This window comes from Synechococcus sp. RC10B2 (assembly GCF_047502635.1).
Genome location: NZ_JANSHO010000052.1, coordinates 32029 through 46782 on the forward strand (window position 1 = coordinate 32029; position 14754 = coordinate 46782).

The window sequence follows — 14754 nt, forward strand, 5'->3', positions numbered from 1 at the left end:
CGTCCTCCTTGGCCCTATCGTCTTTGCCACCAGAGCACGGCCCCCGATCCCAACGCCACCAGCGGCAGGAGCACCGTCGATCCCAGCACCAGCCAGCGGAAGTTCTGGCCGGTCACGGCAAGACGGCGGTCGGTGATGGATTTGGGGCGAATGGAGATCTGTTCGGTTCGCTCAGTGAGCCAGTTGAGGGTGTTGAGGAAGAGATCGCGGTTCCCCTGCTGCCTCAGGTTGCCGTCGAGGGCAAAGTTGACGTTGCCGATCACCACCAGCCGAGCCTCGGTCGGCCCCTCCTGGGATTCTGAGGTCTTCTGATCGCCTTTCACCTGGCGGGTCAGGGCTACGCCCAGGGTCAGGGGGCCGGGCTTGTCTTGATCCGGGTCAAATTGCAGCGGGCCGGCCTCTAGGTTGGGGCTGGTCTCTCCCCAGCTCTGCGGGCTGGTGCGCAGCAGAGGCGTGGCCTGGATCCCTTCGCGGACCTCAGTGTCTACAGAACGGGCCAGGGGGAAGAGGGTCATCAGCCGCTGTTCTGCCAGGGGAGCGGTGATGGGGTGATCCCCGTAGGTGGTAACCAGGGCCACCGCCGGCCCCGTGCCCAAAAGCTGGCTGACGCTGCTCACCTCAATGATGAAGTCATCCCCCAAAACCACGCCCCACTCCTCCAGCAAGGGATCCAGGCCGGCATCCACCCGTGGCCCAATCAAGAGCAGCAGCCGCCCCCCTTTGGCCAGGTAGTCCTGCAGCTTCTCCACCTCGCCGGGGAAGAGAGCCCGCTGCGGCCCTGCCAAGACCAACACATCCGCCTCCTCTGGGATCTGCGACTGCACCAGGTTCAGCGGCTCCACCCGGTAGCCCTCCTGGCCGAGGGCTGCCACCGCCTGGGCCAGGGTTGGGGTGCCCTCGCGAGCTTCCAGGCTCACCTCCCCATGCCCCTGTACAAAATAGGCCACCACTTCGCCGCGGTTAACCACCTTGGCCAGCACAGGGGTGAGCTTACTCTCCAGCTCAGGGGCGGGCGGCTGGGGCAGTTGTTGGCGGTTATTGCCCGATTCGACCACCAGGGTGTTATTTTGGGTAACCTGCAGCCGCTGGACAGTGAGGGGATCGCGGTTGGGATCCACAAACTCAAACTGGAAGCGCTCGGGGTTGAGGCGGCGGTAGCGCTCCAGCTGTTCCCGCAGGTTGGGATCGGGGGCGGTGGTGACCACCCAGACTTTCATTGGCTGGGCCAGCCCTTGCACCAATTGCCGCGTCTGGGGGGAGAGGGTAAACAGCCCCTCTTCCGTGAGATCCAGGCGCAGGTCGTAGCGCACCGCCACGACGTTGAGCAACACCAAGATCACGGCCATCGCCGCCGCCGCCACCAGGATGTTGGCGTTGGTCTGGGTGGAGCGCAGGCCCAGGAACAGGCTCACTTCCTTCCGGTGGGTGAGGCCCCAAACCACCACCAGGGCCAAGCCCGTGGCCATCAGGCTCAGGGGCACCGCCGTCCAGCCGGTGAGGGCAGCTCCCACCAGCAGGCCGATGGCCACGACGCCAAGGCCGACGATCCCCGTCCAATCTGCCAATGCCTGCCAAGCTTTCATCACCGCACTCCTCCCAACGCAACCCTAGCTCTGCTGCCAGCGCAGGCTTTCCACCGATTGCACCGTGGCAAACAGCCCCAGCACGATGATGCTGAGGAAAAGGACAACACTGCTGCTGCTGAGGATCCCTTGCACCCAGTTGCTGTACTGCTGCAGCAGCGAGACATGCCTCAGAGTGGCGGCAATCCAGTTGCTCTCCTGGCCGGCTGCCGCGTCGATGACCCAGAGCAGCAGGATCAGCCCAAAGGTAGCCACCGCCGCAATAAGGGTGCTGTCGGTCAGGGAAGAGATGAACAACCCCAGGGCCATGACGCTGCCGGCCAGCAGAGCAAGCCCCACATAGCCCATCAGGGTCAGGCGGTAGTCCACTGCTGGGTTGGCGCTACTCAGCACCAGCACGTGGTAGACCAGCGGCGGCAGCAGCAGCGTGATGAAAAACACCCAGACCGCCAGCCACTTGCCCAGGGCCACCTCTAGGTTGGTGATGGGGGAAGTGGCTAAGAGCTCCATGGTGCCCCGCCGCCGCTCCTCGGCGTAGGAGCTCATGGTAAAGATGGGCAATAAAAATAAGGAAAGCGTGCCCAGCAGATTGAGAAACTGCTGCGACAGGATGGTGGCGGCATCAAAAGGGTTCTCTTGGCCAAACTGGGCAAAGAGATCCACCTGCTGCGAGAAGTTGATCACCCGCACCAAGATGTTGACGAAGAAAAACCCCGCCAGTCCCCAGAACACCGCCGCCACCACGTAGGCAATGGGGGAGGTGAAGTAGCCGCGCAGCTCTTTGCGAAAAATGGCAACCACGCCGTTCATGCCGCTTCCTCCAACGCGCCTTCGGATCCCTCTTGGGTAGTGAGCTGCAGGAAAATCTCCTCCAAAGAAGCCTGGGGACGGCCGATCTCGTAGAGGTCGATCCCCGCCTGTACCAGGGCCCTGGCCACCTCCGGGATCCAGCCTTCTGCAGAAACATGGCTCTTCAGGTGCACCTGCCAGCGAGGGGGATCGGATCCCAGGGCCTGCAAGCTCACCACCTCCACCTGGGGCAGGTTCTGCAGGGCCGCTCGGATGGCCGTTTCCTCAGGAGCGCCCACCACCAGCTTCGCCTGCTGCCGATCCTGAAGCTGGGCCGTCAGCTCGGCGGGCGTGCCAATGGCCGCCACCTGGCCGCGGTTGATGATCACCACCCGGTCGCAGGTCATGCTCACCTCCGGCAGGATGTGGGTGGAGAGGATGATGGTGTGCTCTCCTGCCAGGCTCTTGATGAGGTTGCGCACCTCGATAATTTGCTTGGGATCCAGCCCAATCGTGGGCTCGTCCAGGATGATCACCGGCGGGTCGTGCACCAGGGCCTGGGCCAGGCCCACCCGCTGCTTGTACCCCTTGGAGAGCTTGCGGATCAAGGTGTGGCGCTTGTCTTCCAGGCTGCAGCGGCGGATCACCTCGTCCACCCGTCGCGGCCGATCCCCGGCGCTGACCCGTTTGATCTGGGCGACAAAGTCCAGGTAGCTCTCCACCGTCATGTCCGGGTAGAGGGGCGGGTTTTCTGGCAGGTAGCCGATGCGCTGCCGCACCGCCATAGGGTTTTCATGCACATCGAACCCGGCCACCCGCGCCGTCCCCTCGCTGGCAGGCAAATAGCCAGCCAAAATGCGCATAGAAGTGGTTTTGCCGGCGCCGTTGGGCCCCAGAAACCCCATGATCTCGCCGGCGTTGACCTGGAAAGAGATGTCGCGGATGGCCGTAAAGCTGCCGTAGGTTTTGCTCAGATGTTCCACTTCGATGGCAGCCTTGGTTGCAGGAGCAGTGGATAAACCTGTCATCGGCGGCTCCTAACCTAGAGGGTCAGCGGGAGTTGGCCAACAGCCCAAGTCCGGAGATGGGAAAGCGCGCAGCCCTTCTCTTGTGAAATAGGCGGAGGTTGAGAGCAACAGAGGCAGCAGCGCCGAGGCCATCAGCAAACTTAGCACAGCAGCGGCAGGGATCCGCAAACACAGCCAGCTCCTTCCCCCCTTTGGTGGGGACTCAAGGTACCAAGGATCCCCACTCCTCCAGCCCCAAGACCCGGCTCTCCCCTGGGCGGGCCGGCACCACCTCGCCAATGGGAAAGGCTTCGGGGAGCAGGGATCTCAGCCGATTTTCCGCCTCAGGAGGGATCACCAGCACATAGCCTACCCCCAGGTTGAAGGTGTTGAACATCTCCAAGGTCTCCACTTGGCCTTGCTCCTGCAGCCAGAGAAACTCCGGTGGGATGGGCCAACTGTGGGGCTCTAGCCGCGCCGCCTGCTCCGGAGCCAAACAGCGGGGCAAGTTTTCTGGGATGCCGCCGCCGGTGATGTGGGCCATGCCGTGGAGGGGGATCCCTGCTGCCTGCAGCCGCTGCACTGCCTGGACATAGATGCGGGTGGGAGTGAGAAAGACCTCCGCCAAAGGCCGATCCCAGCCAGGGGGTTGGTGATCCCAAGGCCAGCCCCGCTCGGCCACAATGCGCCGCACCAGGCTAAAGCCGTTGCTGTGCAACCCGCTGCTGGGCAAGGCCCACAACCGATCCCCAAGCTGCACCCGCGAGCTGTCGAGAACGTCTGCCCTCTCGACGATCCCGACGCAAAAACCCGCCAGGTCGTACTTGCCGGGCGGGTAAAACCCCGGCATCTCTGCCGTCTCCCCCCCCAGGAGTTGGCAGCCGGCCTCCTGGCAGCCCTCCAAGATGCCGTCGATCACCTGCCAAAGCGCTTCCGGCTCCAGCTTGCCGGTGGCAATGTAGTCCAGGAAAAACAGCGGCCTGGCCCCCACCGTCAGCACATCGTTGACACACATGGCCACCAGGTCGATGCCCACGCCGCGGTGCTGCCCCCACTGCTGGGCGATCTCCAGCTTGGTGCCCACTCCATCAGTGCCGGCAACTAGAACCGGGGCCCGGTAGCCCGCCGGTAGCTCCAACAAGCCGGCAAAGCCGCCGATGCCGCCCAAGGTTCCTGAAGAACCTGAAGACTGAGCTTGAGAGCCTTCAACGCGCTCCCGGATCCCCTTGACAAAAGCGCGTCCGAGTTCAATGTCAACCCCTGCTGAGCGGTAGTCCAAGATGCCGAAAATCCTTATGCTGACGGGACTTGGGCTTTTGCCCTTGGCCGGGCAAGCTTGTCAACTTCGAAACCTATGGTACATTAACTTCTGTTTTACTGTCGCATTGGACGTTGTACAGGAGTTTCGAGAGGAGCGCGGCCTCATGCGAAATTGGAAGCGGCTTGGACAGGGACTGGCTCCCGCCCGCCAAGTGGGCTTGGTCGGCTGTCTCTGTGTTACGGCCTTCAGCTTGCCGGCAGGTATGTTGGGCAGCCCAACCTCGCGGGCGCAAGCCTCAACTCGCAGCGGCTCCCCTAGTGCCAGAGCAACCCAGCTATCCCCCAAAACCCACTCCCTCTCCCCGGCAACTGACCTTGTCTCTCCCCCCCAACCCAACGCTCCCCCGCCAGCCAAACTCGGCACCTTGAACCCCCAACACTCGCAGTCTCTTTCCCTGGCTCGCCGGGCAATCCCTTCTCGGCCAATGGAAGAGCCCATCCTCAAGATCGGCGAACAGCAGCAGTCGTCCAGCCAGCCTGTCTCCACCCTCTACGACTACCAGATGGACGGGCGGCAGGTGGTCACCGTCTACGTTCGGGATCTCCCCGTTGTCAGCTTTGTCGAGCAGCCCGGGTTGGAGTCGCCGCTGCTGCGGGCCAGCTCCCTCGTGGCCCGGCTCAACCAAATGGCCCAGGGATCCCTGAAGGACACGACCATTACTCTGGCTTGGGCAGAGCCCCAATCCGGGGATCCCCTCTACGCGGTTCGGGTAAACGACGAGGAATTGCTGCGCATCGACGAAGGAGTGCTGCTGCTGGATAACCAACGCCCGGTGGATACAGCGGTTTTGGCTGCCAATCGTCTGCGCCGTCTGCTGCTGGATGCCCCTCCTCTTGCCCCTTCGGCCCTGCCCCAGCCGGCCACCCTGACTGCCGCCAAAGCCACCGCTGCCCGCCGATCAGAAACTCAGGCCCAGGCGCAACCGGACTCTGTCCGAGTGGTCGGGCCTGTGCAAGAAGGGATCGCCTCCTGGTATGACCTGCACCCCACCCGCCACGAGATGACAGCTGCCCATCCCACCCTCCCCTTCGGCACCGAGGTGCGGGTAACCAACCTGGACAACGGGCGCCAGGCTGTCGTGCGCATCAACGATCGCGGCCCCTTCATCCCCGGTCGGATCATCGACCTTTCCCTGCGGGCGGCGGAGGCCCTGGGGATGGTGCGCTCGGGGCTGGCGCCGGTGCGCCTGGAAGTCGTGCAGCGCTAGCTAAGGCACGGGCGAAAAGCGCTTGGAATCGGGCGAGTAGTGCCAAGCAATGCCGTCCGGATCCCGGCTGCGGCTCCACTCGGGAAACCCACTCTTGAACTTCCAGTAGGTGATGGCGGAGACCACCACCCCCAGCCGCTCTGCCAACTGAGTTTGGTTGAGGGGGCGCAGCGTCGCCCGCGGCACTGTAATCGCCTCCTCGGCAGCGGCAGGGCTGGGCGGCGGGGCAGGACAGGCCGCCGCTGCGGGGGGCTCGGAGAGGGTAGCCGTAGCTGTGGCTGGCGGCTTCTCCCCTTCTAGCAGGCGACTCCGGCTGGGCTCCTGGGCCCGCAACAAGCTAAACTGGCTCAGCAGGCCGACATTTTCCAGGTTTAGCAAATCTTCCAGGTTAGAAGTCTGATGAATCAGTTCCAGCTCGCGGTGAAACTCTTCCTCCAGCACCCGTAGGTAGTGCTGCCGCTTCTGCTCCGACTCTGCCTCCTTGAGCAATCCTAGGGCAAACTTGAGGTTCGAGAGGGGCTCACTCAGATCTTGCAAGAACTTCTTGAACAAAGTGCCCTTGACCTCTGCAAACTGCTGCAACTGCTGCAGCTTCTGTCGCAGCTCCTCCAGCCTTTTCTCCTCCAGCCTGCGGCTTTCTAGGCTCTGCCGGTGGTTGTGCAAGGCAATTTCGATGGCGGTGTAGAGCTCCCGCTCTTTGAAAGGTTTGATGATGTAGCCAAAAGGCTGTGTCTCCTTAACGCGAGAGAGAGTGTCCTCATCAGCGTAGGCCGTCAGGTGCACCACCGGAATGTTGAAGCGCTCGGCGATCCGCTTGGCGGCTTCAATACCGTCGAGATCCCCTTTCAAAACGATGTCCATCAAGACCAAGTCCACCGACATTTCCTCCAGCCATCGGATCGCTTCTTCGCCAGAGGACGCGATGGCCGGCACCGCATAGCCAAATTTTTTCAGGACGTTGGCGATATCCTTGGCGATGATCTTCTCGTCTTCGACAACCAGAATGCTGCCTTTGGCAAGCATGGGAACTTTCTTCAAGGCTGGCTCCTCGGAAAGGTAATGATGAAAGTGGTACCCGACTTGTTTCTCAATTCTATCTTGCCCTGGAGCTGATCGGTGAGAGTTGCAACCAGTTGTAAACCCAAAGATTGAGTTTCCTTGAAATCGAAGTTGCTGGGCAGGCCAATGCCGTTGTCAGAGACGCGCAACTGAGTATAAGTACGGGTTTGCTTAAAGTGGACGTCGATCTGGCCGCTGCGGCCTTTGGGAAAGGCGTATTTGAGGCTGTTGGTGACCAGCTCGTTGATGATCAGGCCACACAAAACTGCCTCATCGAGGTTGAGGCGGATCCCTTCGGCGCGGATGCTGGCGCGAATGATCTCGGGGTTCACGCCGTAGGAGTGGAAAAGATTAGAAATTAAATTGTGGAGGTACTGCCTCAAATCCACAGCAGCCAGGTTGTTGGACTGGTACAGGCCCTCGTGGATCAAAGACATCGCCTGAATGCGGCTGCCGGCGTCCTTAAAAACGCGGGCATACTTGTGGCTTTTGATTTGATCCGCCTGGAGCCGCAGCAGGCTGGAGATGATTTGCAGGTTATTTTTGACGCGGTGGTGGATCTCCCGCAGCAGAATCTCTTTTTCCTGCAGGGCCGCCTGAATCTGCAGCTCCGCCCGTTTTTCTTCGGTAATGTCTTCAGAGATGCCGATGATGAAGAGGTTTTTGCCTTCGGGATCCCGCACTGCTGAGACTGCCAGGCGACACCAAACCACCTTGCCGCTGCGGTGGATATAGCGTTTTTCCAGGTGGTAGCGATCCCGTTGGCCGTTCAAAACTTCCTGGAAGAGTCGCCAATCTTCCTCGAGGTCGTCCGGGTGGGTGAGGTCGCAGAAGCTCTTGTTGACCAATTCGGCGCCGCTGTAGCCAAGGATCTCTTCCAGGGCGGGGTTCACCTTGAGGTAACGGCCCTGCCTATCGACGATGGAAATGCCCAGGGCCGACTGCTCAAAGATGCCCCGCAAACTCAGCTCGCTTTGGCGAAGGGCTGCCTCGGCTTGCTTGCGCTCGGTAATGTCCAAAATTTGGCTGAGAAAGTAGCTGGGATCCCCTTGGGCGGTGCGCACCAGGGTGATGCGGAGAAGGGCATAGACAATTTGCCCGTTCTTGTGAATGTAGCGTTGCTCCTGTTCGCAGTGGTGCACCTCGCCGGCCAGCAGGCGGTTGGTGCTCTCCAAGGTGACGGCGATGTCGTCGGGATGGGTGATGTCGAGGACGGTTTTCCCCTCGAGATCTTCTAGGGTGTAGCCCAGGGTTTCGGTAAAGGCGGCGTTGATTTGAAAATAGGTGCCATCCAGGTGGGTCATGGCCTTGGCGATGGGGGACCACTCAAAGGATTGGCGGAAGCGTTCTTCGCTTTCTTTGAGGGCCACTTCTGCCTCGACGCGGGCGCTGATGTCGATCACCTGGTTGAGAAACTGGGTGGGCTGGCCGGCTCCATCGGTAAGCAGGGCGGCCTGGAACAGCACATGGACAACTTGGCCGGAACGGTGGATGTAGCGAATCTGCCGCTGGCTGATGGAGACTTTGCGTGTCAAGAGAGCCTCGTTAGCCGCCAGCAGTTGGTTGACATCGTCGGGGTGGAGGATGTCCAGTTGTTGCCGACGCTGCAACTCTTCGGGGGTGTAGCCGACGATCTGGGCAAAGGCCTCGTTGACCTGGATAAATCGCCCCTGCAGATCCACCAGAGCAATGCCGTTGGGAGCCAGCTCAAAGATCTGCCGGAAATGATTGGCGCTCTGTTGCCAGGCTTGCTCTATACGACGACGTTCGGCTTCCAGTTGCTTGGACTCGGTGATGTCTTCGGCGATCCCTGCCACCCGGTAGACCTTGCCCTCTTTGTCGAGGATGGGAAAGGTGCGTTCTCGCAGCCAGAGGAGGCGGCCATCGGGGCGGCAGAGGCGAAAAACCACATCGGTGGGTTGGCCCTGAAGTTGGGCTTGAAAAATGGCGGGGAACAGCCAGCGATCGTCAGGGTGAATGCGGCGCATCCAGGCCTGGGGATTGGCGTAGGCCTCTGCAGGGGAAAGGCCCCAAATGGCTTCACAGGCGGGGCTGACGTAAATCAGCTCTTTGCCGCAGAGCGTTGAAATCCAAAACAGTTGCTGGCTGTTCTCAGCCAGTTGCAAAAAACGATGTTCGCTCTCTCTGCGGGCTTCTTCCAGTTGCTGTTGCCGTTCTTTAAGCTGGCGGGAGGCTGTAATATCGGTAACAAACCCTTCAAAATAGAGGGGCTCCCCCTGCTCGTTGTACAGGGCGCGGGCGTTTAAAGAAATCCAGATTTTTTTGCCGTCCTTGCGGCAGACCTGCTGCTCCGCGTGCACGACCTGGCCTTCCTTCAGCATGCGCTGTACGAACTCAGATCGCTGCTCTGGATCGCCGTAGATCTGAGTGCCGATATCGGAGACGTGGCGCATCAAATCTTCCGGGGATTCGTAGCCGAAAATATGGGCCAGAGCCGGGTTGGCCACCAGATATTTCCCTTCTGGAGTGGTTTGAAAAATCCCTTCGACGGCGTTCTCGAAGATCGGCTGGTAGCGGGCGGCGGTGCTGCGGCTGTGCTGCAGTTGCGTCTGGAGCTGCTCGAGGGCTTGTCGCTGCTCCTGGGCCTGGAGCAGGATGTGTCGCAGGCTAAGGGCGATGAGGTCGATCTGTCCCCGTTCGGGGAGGCTCAGTTGGCGGGGGCGCTCCCCCAGCAGGTAAAGTGTTGCCAGCCGCCTCCCTCCCTCATCCAGCAGGGGAAAGGCTTCCTGAAAGGGCCAAGATCCGCCGATGGGGTTGGGCGGCTCGTTGCCGGGGATCTGCTGGGGGTTGGGGTAGAGGATCCCTTTTGCAGGCGAGTCGGAATGGGATCCCGGCTGGACCAGTTCTAGATAGACCCAGGGTACGTTCAGCAGTTGCCCCAGCAATTGCAACAGCGGGTACAGCGCCGCAGCGGACTCTGTCTTCAGTTCAGTTGGAAGGGACAGCTCTTCCCTGGCGGCGGCCTGCCCGGCAACACAACCGTTCACAACGGATCTTGGTGACCTAGAAATGGGAGGCGACATGGGAAAAACTCGGCTGGGAAGCTAGCTCTACCCAGTCCATCAGGATAGATGGGGGGTACCTGTTGAGTTGGTCTTCACAGGGCAAAAAGCAAGGGATCCCCTCCAGGTACGCCCGTTCTGCACCCCCTATCTATACTTTAGCGATGCTCTGGAGAAACTTTAGTGAAACATGCTGCTGACGGAGCTGTCTTCGTGAATGCGCCAGATCGCTTCTCCCAGCACGCTCGCCACCGAGAGGACGGTTAAGCCTGGAAAATGCCGCTCTGGAGGGATGGGGATGGTGTTGGTGACGATCACCTCTTCAAACAGCCCGCCCTGCAGGCGTTCGATGGCGGGATCGGAAAAGACCGGGTGAATGGCGCAAGCGTAAACCGCCTTGGCTCCCGACTTGCGCAGCAACTTTGCCCCTTCGGAAATGGTGCCCGCCGTATCGATCATGTCATCCACAAGGATGGCGATTTTACCGCGCACATCGCCAATGAGGTTCATGACTTCCACGTCGTTGTGGGCCTGGCGGCGCTTGTCGATAATCGCCAGCGGGGCTTCCTTGAGTTTTTTGGCAAAGGCGCGAGCCCGCGCTACTCCCCCTACATCGGGAGAGACGACCACAATATCCTCGTCGAGCAGGCCTTTTTCTTTGAGGTAGGCCTGCAGAACCGGCTGGGCATAGACGTGGTCGAGGGGGATGTCGAAGTAGCCCTGGATCTGGGCCGAGTGGAGATCCATGGCCAGCACCCGGTGGGCTCCCGCCTGGGTGATCATGTTGGCCACCAGCTTGGCGGTGATGGCTTCCCGTCCGGCGGTTTTGCGGTCGGCGCGGGCGTAGCCGTAGTAGGGCAAGACGGCGGTGATCTGGCGGGCCGAGGCGCGGCGGCAGGCGTCGATGATCACCAACAGCTCCATCAGGTGATCGTTGACCGGGCGGCAGGTGGGCTGCACCAAGTAGACATCGGCACCCCGGATCGACTCCTGGATTTGGATGTACAGTTCCCCATCGGCAAAGCGCTTGCGCAGTATCGGGCCCAGATCCAAGCCCAAATATCGAGCTACCTCCTGGGCCAGGGCGGGATTGGCACTGCCGGAAAATATCTTAAGCCGGTTGCTCTCAGAAACAGGCGGCAGGGGGGAGGGGCGAAGAAAAGGGGCAGAGCGAACCACAGATCGGTATTGAACTCGTCCGTAGCTAGCGCCCAAAGGCACGCTCCGTTATCGTAGCATTAGCTTTTCCCACCTCAGCAACTGGGTATTTCTTCATACTAATCCCCAGGGAATGCAGCGATGGGCTCCCAAGATACCGTTTCGAGATCCCGGCAGCAGGTCTTGCGGGGGTTGCAAGCCTGGCTGGAGCTGGGTTTGCTGACGCCAGAGCAATTTCGCCATCTGGTGGAGCAGTATCGGCTGGAGCGCCAAGCGGAGGAGGAAGAGCGGAAGGCAGCAGCAGTCTCTCCCGGCAACGGGATCCCGGCCAGCCTGGGCTCGGCCTACGTGCTCTGGATCTTGGGTTTGTTCGGCCTTTGCGGCCTGCACCGTTTTTACCTGCGCCGCTGGCGCACAGGGCTGCTCTGGCTGCTGACTTTTGGGCTGTTGGGGATCGGTCAGCTCTTGACTTGATTTGGATCCCGCAGATGGTGCGGGAAAGAAACGCTCGCTTGGCCGGCTCTGGGGTTGTCGCGCCGGGAGAAGAGCCCCAACCTGTTCGCGCTGGCGGGACGGAGTCCTTGACCGGCGAGCCCTCCTCTCCCCCGGAGATGGCTGTATTGTTGCGCAACTTGCTGTCTGAGCTGAGCGTGGCTTGGCTGCTGCTTTTGGGCCTGTTTTTGGTGGTGGTGTCTTCGGGGGTGCTGGCGGCCAGCCTCTGGGAAGAGTTTTCCCCGACAGCTCAGTACGGGGTGCTCTTGGCCTATACGGCGGCGTTTGGGGTGGGGGCGGGGCGGCAGGAAGGGCTGCGTCTGACAGGCCAAACCCTGGAGGCTATTGCCCTGCTGCTGCTGCCGATCAACATGTGGGCGCTGGACGGGCTGGGGATCCCGTGGGGGATCCGGGTTGTTGCCTTGGGGTTACTCATAGGGATCCCCTTGGCGGTTTGGCGACGGGCTCGCTTGCTGGGGGTGGGTTCCGCTTTCTACGAGACATTGGCCCATTTTTTGGCTCTCTCCAGCCTGCACCTCTTCTGGAGCCTGGGGCCGTCGGAGTTTCGTCCTACTGTTGTTCTCGGGATCCTCTATCTGGGGGTTGTCGGCGCGGTGGCCTACACCTGGAGCCGCCGCTTGCTGCAATGGCGGGGAGCGAGGCTGTGGCCAATCGGGGCGGCTGGATCCCTGTTGATCTGGCGGGGGTTGCTCTCGGGGCAGGTGCAGGTGTCGCAGTTGGGGTTGGGCGGATCCCTCTTGCTTTTGAGCTTTCCCCATCCGGCAATTCGCTTTTGGCATTTGCTGTTGAGTACTGGCATCCTGGCCTGGTGGCTACAGCAGAAGTCCGGGGTTGGCAATGGGTGGGTGTTCCTGACCCATGCCTACTGGCTGGGGGCGCTTCTGGCCGGGATCCTCTGGCTTGGGCCTGACTCAAGCCTGTCTGCTTGGGGGGGTATCCTGCTGCTGCTGGGCTTGCTGCAATGGGCGGGACGGGTGGCGCTGGGCGGGCGGTTGTCGGCACCGGCAGGACAGAGATTGCGGCTGTGGCAGCAGAGTGCCGTTCGCGGTAGCGGGACGGAGTCCTTTGGCATGGGGCTGGTGCTGCTGGGATCCAGCTACCTCGTGTTTTTGGCGCAGGGCGCGGAGTCGATTGGCTGGCTGTGGCTGGCGGTGCCCTTGGTTTTGAACCCACGGGCAACTGTGGGCAGGGTTTTGGCTGGTGGGGCTGGGCTTGGCTTTGGGAGTACTGGGTCTGGCGCTGCGGGTGCGGGCCTACCTGTGGGCGGGCACCCTAGGCTTTGGCCTGGGCGTCTTGCGGCAGGGATGGCTGTTGATAACGACTTACCCGCTGCTGCTGTGGGGCATGGGCATCCTGCTGGGCCTGCTTCTGATTTGGACGGCAGCCAATTTTGAGCGGCGCCGAGAACAGGTGGGATCCCGGCCCTCTGCCTGGATAGAGCAACTGCAGAGCTGGGAATAGAGATAAACTGGTGCCGGCGTCGCTCCATCAGATATGGCCCTCTTCCTGCACAGCGCCGATCCAAAAGTGCCCCCCCAGTCAAGGTGGAAACGGCTCCTGCAGCAGATCTTGTCGCTTTGGCGGGAGTTCGACGGCATCTTGCTGGCCACGGTGCTGGCCTTGACGGGCATCGGCATTGTTGCCATCCGCAGCGCTGTCTGGGAGCGCCCCATCAGCCACTACTGGCTGCAGCAGTTGATCATGGCCGGGATCAGCCTGGTGTTTTTGGCGATGGTGGCGCGGATCCCCTATGAGCGGCTGCTGCGCTGGCACTGGTTTACCTATGGCCTGACCTTGGCGGGCTTGGTTGCAGTGCTCTTTTTCGGCACGGCAGGAGGGGGGGCGGAGCGGTGGATCTCCATTGCCGGCGTCCAGGTGCAGCCTTCCGAGTTTGCCAAGTTGGGGGTCATTATTACCCTGGCGGCCATTTTGCACCACTGGCCGATCAAATACTTCAGCCAAATTTGGGTGGCCGTTGCCGTCATCGCCCCTCCTTGGGTTTTGATCTTCCTACAGCCCAACTTGGGCACGGCCCTGGTGTTTGTGGCCATCTTGCTGGCCATGCTCTACTGGGCCGGGGCCAAGGGCAGTTGGATCCTTTTGCTGCTGTCGCCGGGGGTGGGGGCCATCCTCTACGGCCTGCACACCCGCCCCGAGCTGAGCTGGATGCTCTGGGTCTGGCTGATCTGGTGCTTGGGCATGGCGAGCCTGGCGGCTTGGCGGCTGCCTTGGCGGTGGACAGGAGCGATGACCTTTGGAGTGCTCAACCTGCTCTCCGGGCATCTGGGCCAGGTGGCCTGGCACATCCTCAAGCCCTACCAGCGGCGGCGGCTGGAGATCTTCATCGATCCCATGCAAGAGCCCTGGGGATCTGGCTACCACCTGATTCAGTCCCGCATCGCCATCGGGGCCGGCGGGCTCTGGGGCCGTGGCATCCAGCAGGGCACCCAAACCCAACTGGACTTCATCCCCGAGCAGCACACCGACTTCATTTTCTCGGCCATTGGGGAAGAGATGGGCTTTGTCGGCACCCTGACGGTGCTGATTCTGTTTTGGATTCTCTGTGCACGGCTCATCTGGATTGCCCAGGGGGCCAAGGACAATTTTGGCTCCCTAATTGCCATCGGGGTGCTGGCCATGATCCTCTTTCAGGCAGTTGTCAATATCGGCATGACCATCGGCCTGGCCCCCATCACCGGCCTGCCCCTGCCTTTTTTGAGCTATGGCCGCTCGGCTCTGCTGACCAACTTTCTGGCCATTGGCCTGGTGGAATCGGTGGTCATGCACCGCCAACGCACCACCTTATTCAGGTAATTTCAAGAGTTTTCTTCTCCCTCCTTTTCTGGCGACGCTGGCTCAGGTCGGTAGCCATGCCGCTCCGCAGCGCTCTCCTATCCGCGCGCAACGCTGCTGACGAGCCAGGGATCGACCCCTGCTTCTACTCCCTCCTAGTCTTTTCGTCCTCTCTCCTGGAGGGCCCTGGCGCGGTTGAGATCTCGATGCACCTACCCCACTTGCCTATGCGGTGGGGTAGTCAGACGCTGCCCAAAACCCCCTCCCGCCTAAAGAGCTGGCACGACTGCAACGCCTGCGG

General features: G+C 61.4%; 11 protein-coding genes. 4 read left to right on the top strand and 7 right to left on the bottom strand.

Annotated elements, in window-relative coordinates; all coding sequences use genetic code 11:
• Window positions 1-14: 14 nt before the first annotated feature.
• From NW855_RS06130 to purM, 4 genes are all read right to left on the bottom strand, one after another.
• Entirely contained in the window at window positions 15-1583 is a 1569-nt protein-coding gene (locus NW855_RS06130; protein WP_011431650.1) for a GldG family protein, read from the bottom strand.
• A gap of 24 nt (window positions 1584-1607) precedes the next feature.
• Window positions 1608-2393, bottom strand: a complete 786-nt coding sequence (locus tag NW855_RS06135) for an ABC transporter permease (protein WP_011431651.1) — start codon at window positions 2391-2393, stop codon at window positions 1608-1610.
• The gene (locus tag NW855_RS06140) at window positions 2390-3400 is read right to left on the bottom strand and encodes an ABC transporter ATP-binding protein (RefSeq protein WP_099812663.1); all 1011 of its coding nucleotides are present in this window, start codon (window positions 3398-3400) and stop codon (window positions 2390-2392) included. Before NW855_RS06140 ends, NW855_RS06135 begins: the two co-directional genes overlap by 4 nt.
• 202 nt (window positions 3401-3602) lie before the next feature.
• Entirely contained in the window at window positions 3603-4658 is a 1056-nt protein-coding gene (gene purM, locus NW855_RS06145) for a phosphoribosylformylglycinamidine cyclo-ligase (RefSeq protein ID WP_011431653.1), read from the bottom strand.
• 145 nt (window positions 4659-4803) lie between these two features.
• Here purM and NW855_RS06150 point away from each other — a divergent pair, with 145 nt between their 5' ends.
• Window positions 4804-5907, top strand: a complete 1104-nt coding sequence (locus NW855_RS06150) for a septal ring lytic transglycosylase RlpA family protein (protein ID WP_099812662.1) — start codon at window positions 4804-4806, stop codon at window positions 5905-5907.
• Here NW855_RS06150 and NW855_RS06155 read toward each other — a convergent pair whose 3' ends face one another.
• From NW855_RS06155 to NW855_RS06165, 3 genes are all read right to left on the bottom strand, one after another.
• Window positions 5908-6945: a response regulator gene (locus tag NW855_RS06155; RefSeq protein ID WP_099812661.1), complete on the bottom strand. Its 1038-nt coding sequence runs from the start codon at window positions 6943-6945 to the stop codon at window positions 5908-5910.
• A complete protein-coding gene (locus NW855_RS06160; protein ID WP_240527771.1) occupies window positions 6942-9974 on the bottom strand; it encodes a PAS domain S-box protein in 3033 nt (1010 codons plus the stop codon). Before NW855_RS06160 ends, NW855_RS06155 begins: the two co-directional genes overlap by 4 nt.
• 195 nt (window positions 9975-10169) lie before the next feature.
• Window positions 10170-11168: a ribose-phosphate pyrophosphokinase gene (locus NW855_RS06165; RefSeq protein ID WP_099884625.1), complete on the bottom strand. Its 999-nt coding sequence runs from the start codon at window positions 11166-11168 to the stop codon at window positions 10170-10172.
• A gap of 120 nt (window positions 11169-11288) precedes the next feature.
• On the opposite strand from NW855_RS06165, the gene NW855_RS06170 reads away from it, so the two are divergent.
• From NW855_RS06170 to rodA, 3 genes are all read left to right on the top strand, one after another.
• Window positions 11289-11621 (top strand): NINE protein, encoded by a 333-nt coding sequence (locus NW855_RS06170; protein ID WP_414402413.1) that lies wholly within the window; start codon window positions 11289-11291, stop codon window positions 11619-11621.
• Between the two features lie 14 nt (window positions 11622-11635).
• Complete coding sequence (locus NW855_RS06175; RefSeq protein WP_240531035.1) at window positions 11636-13054, top strand: hypothetical protein; 1419 nt, start codon at window positions 11636-11638, stop codon at window positions 13052-13054.
• A 100-nt stretch (window positions 13055-13154) separates the two neighbouring features.
• Window positions 13155-14474: a rod shape-determining protein RodA gene (rodA, locus tag NW855_RS06180; RefSeq protein ID WP_414346054.1), complete on the top strand. Its 1320-nt coding sequence runs from the start codon at window positions 13155-13157 to the stop codon at window positions 14472-14474.
• The last annotated feature ends 280 nt before the right edge of the window (window positions 14475-14754 follow it).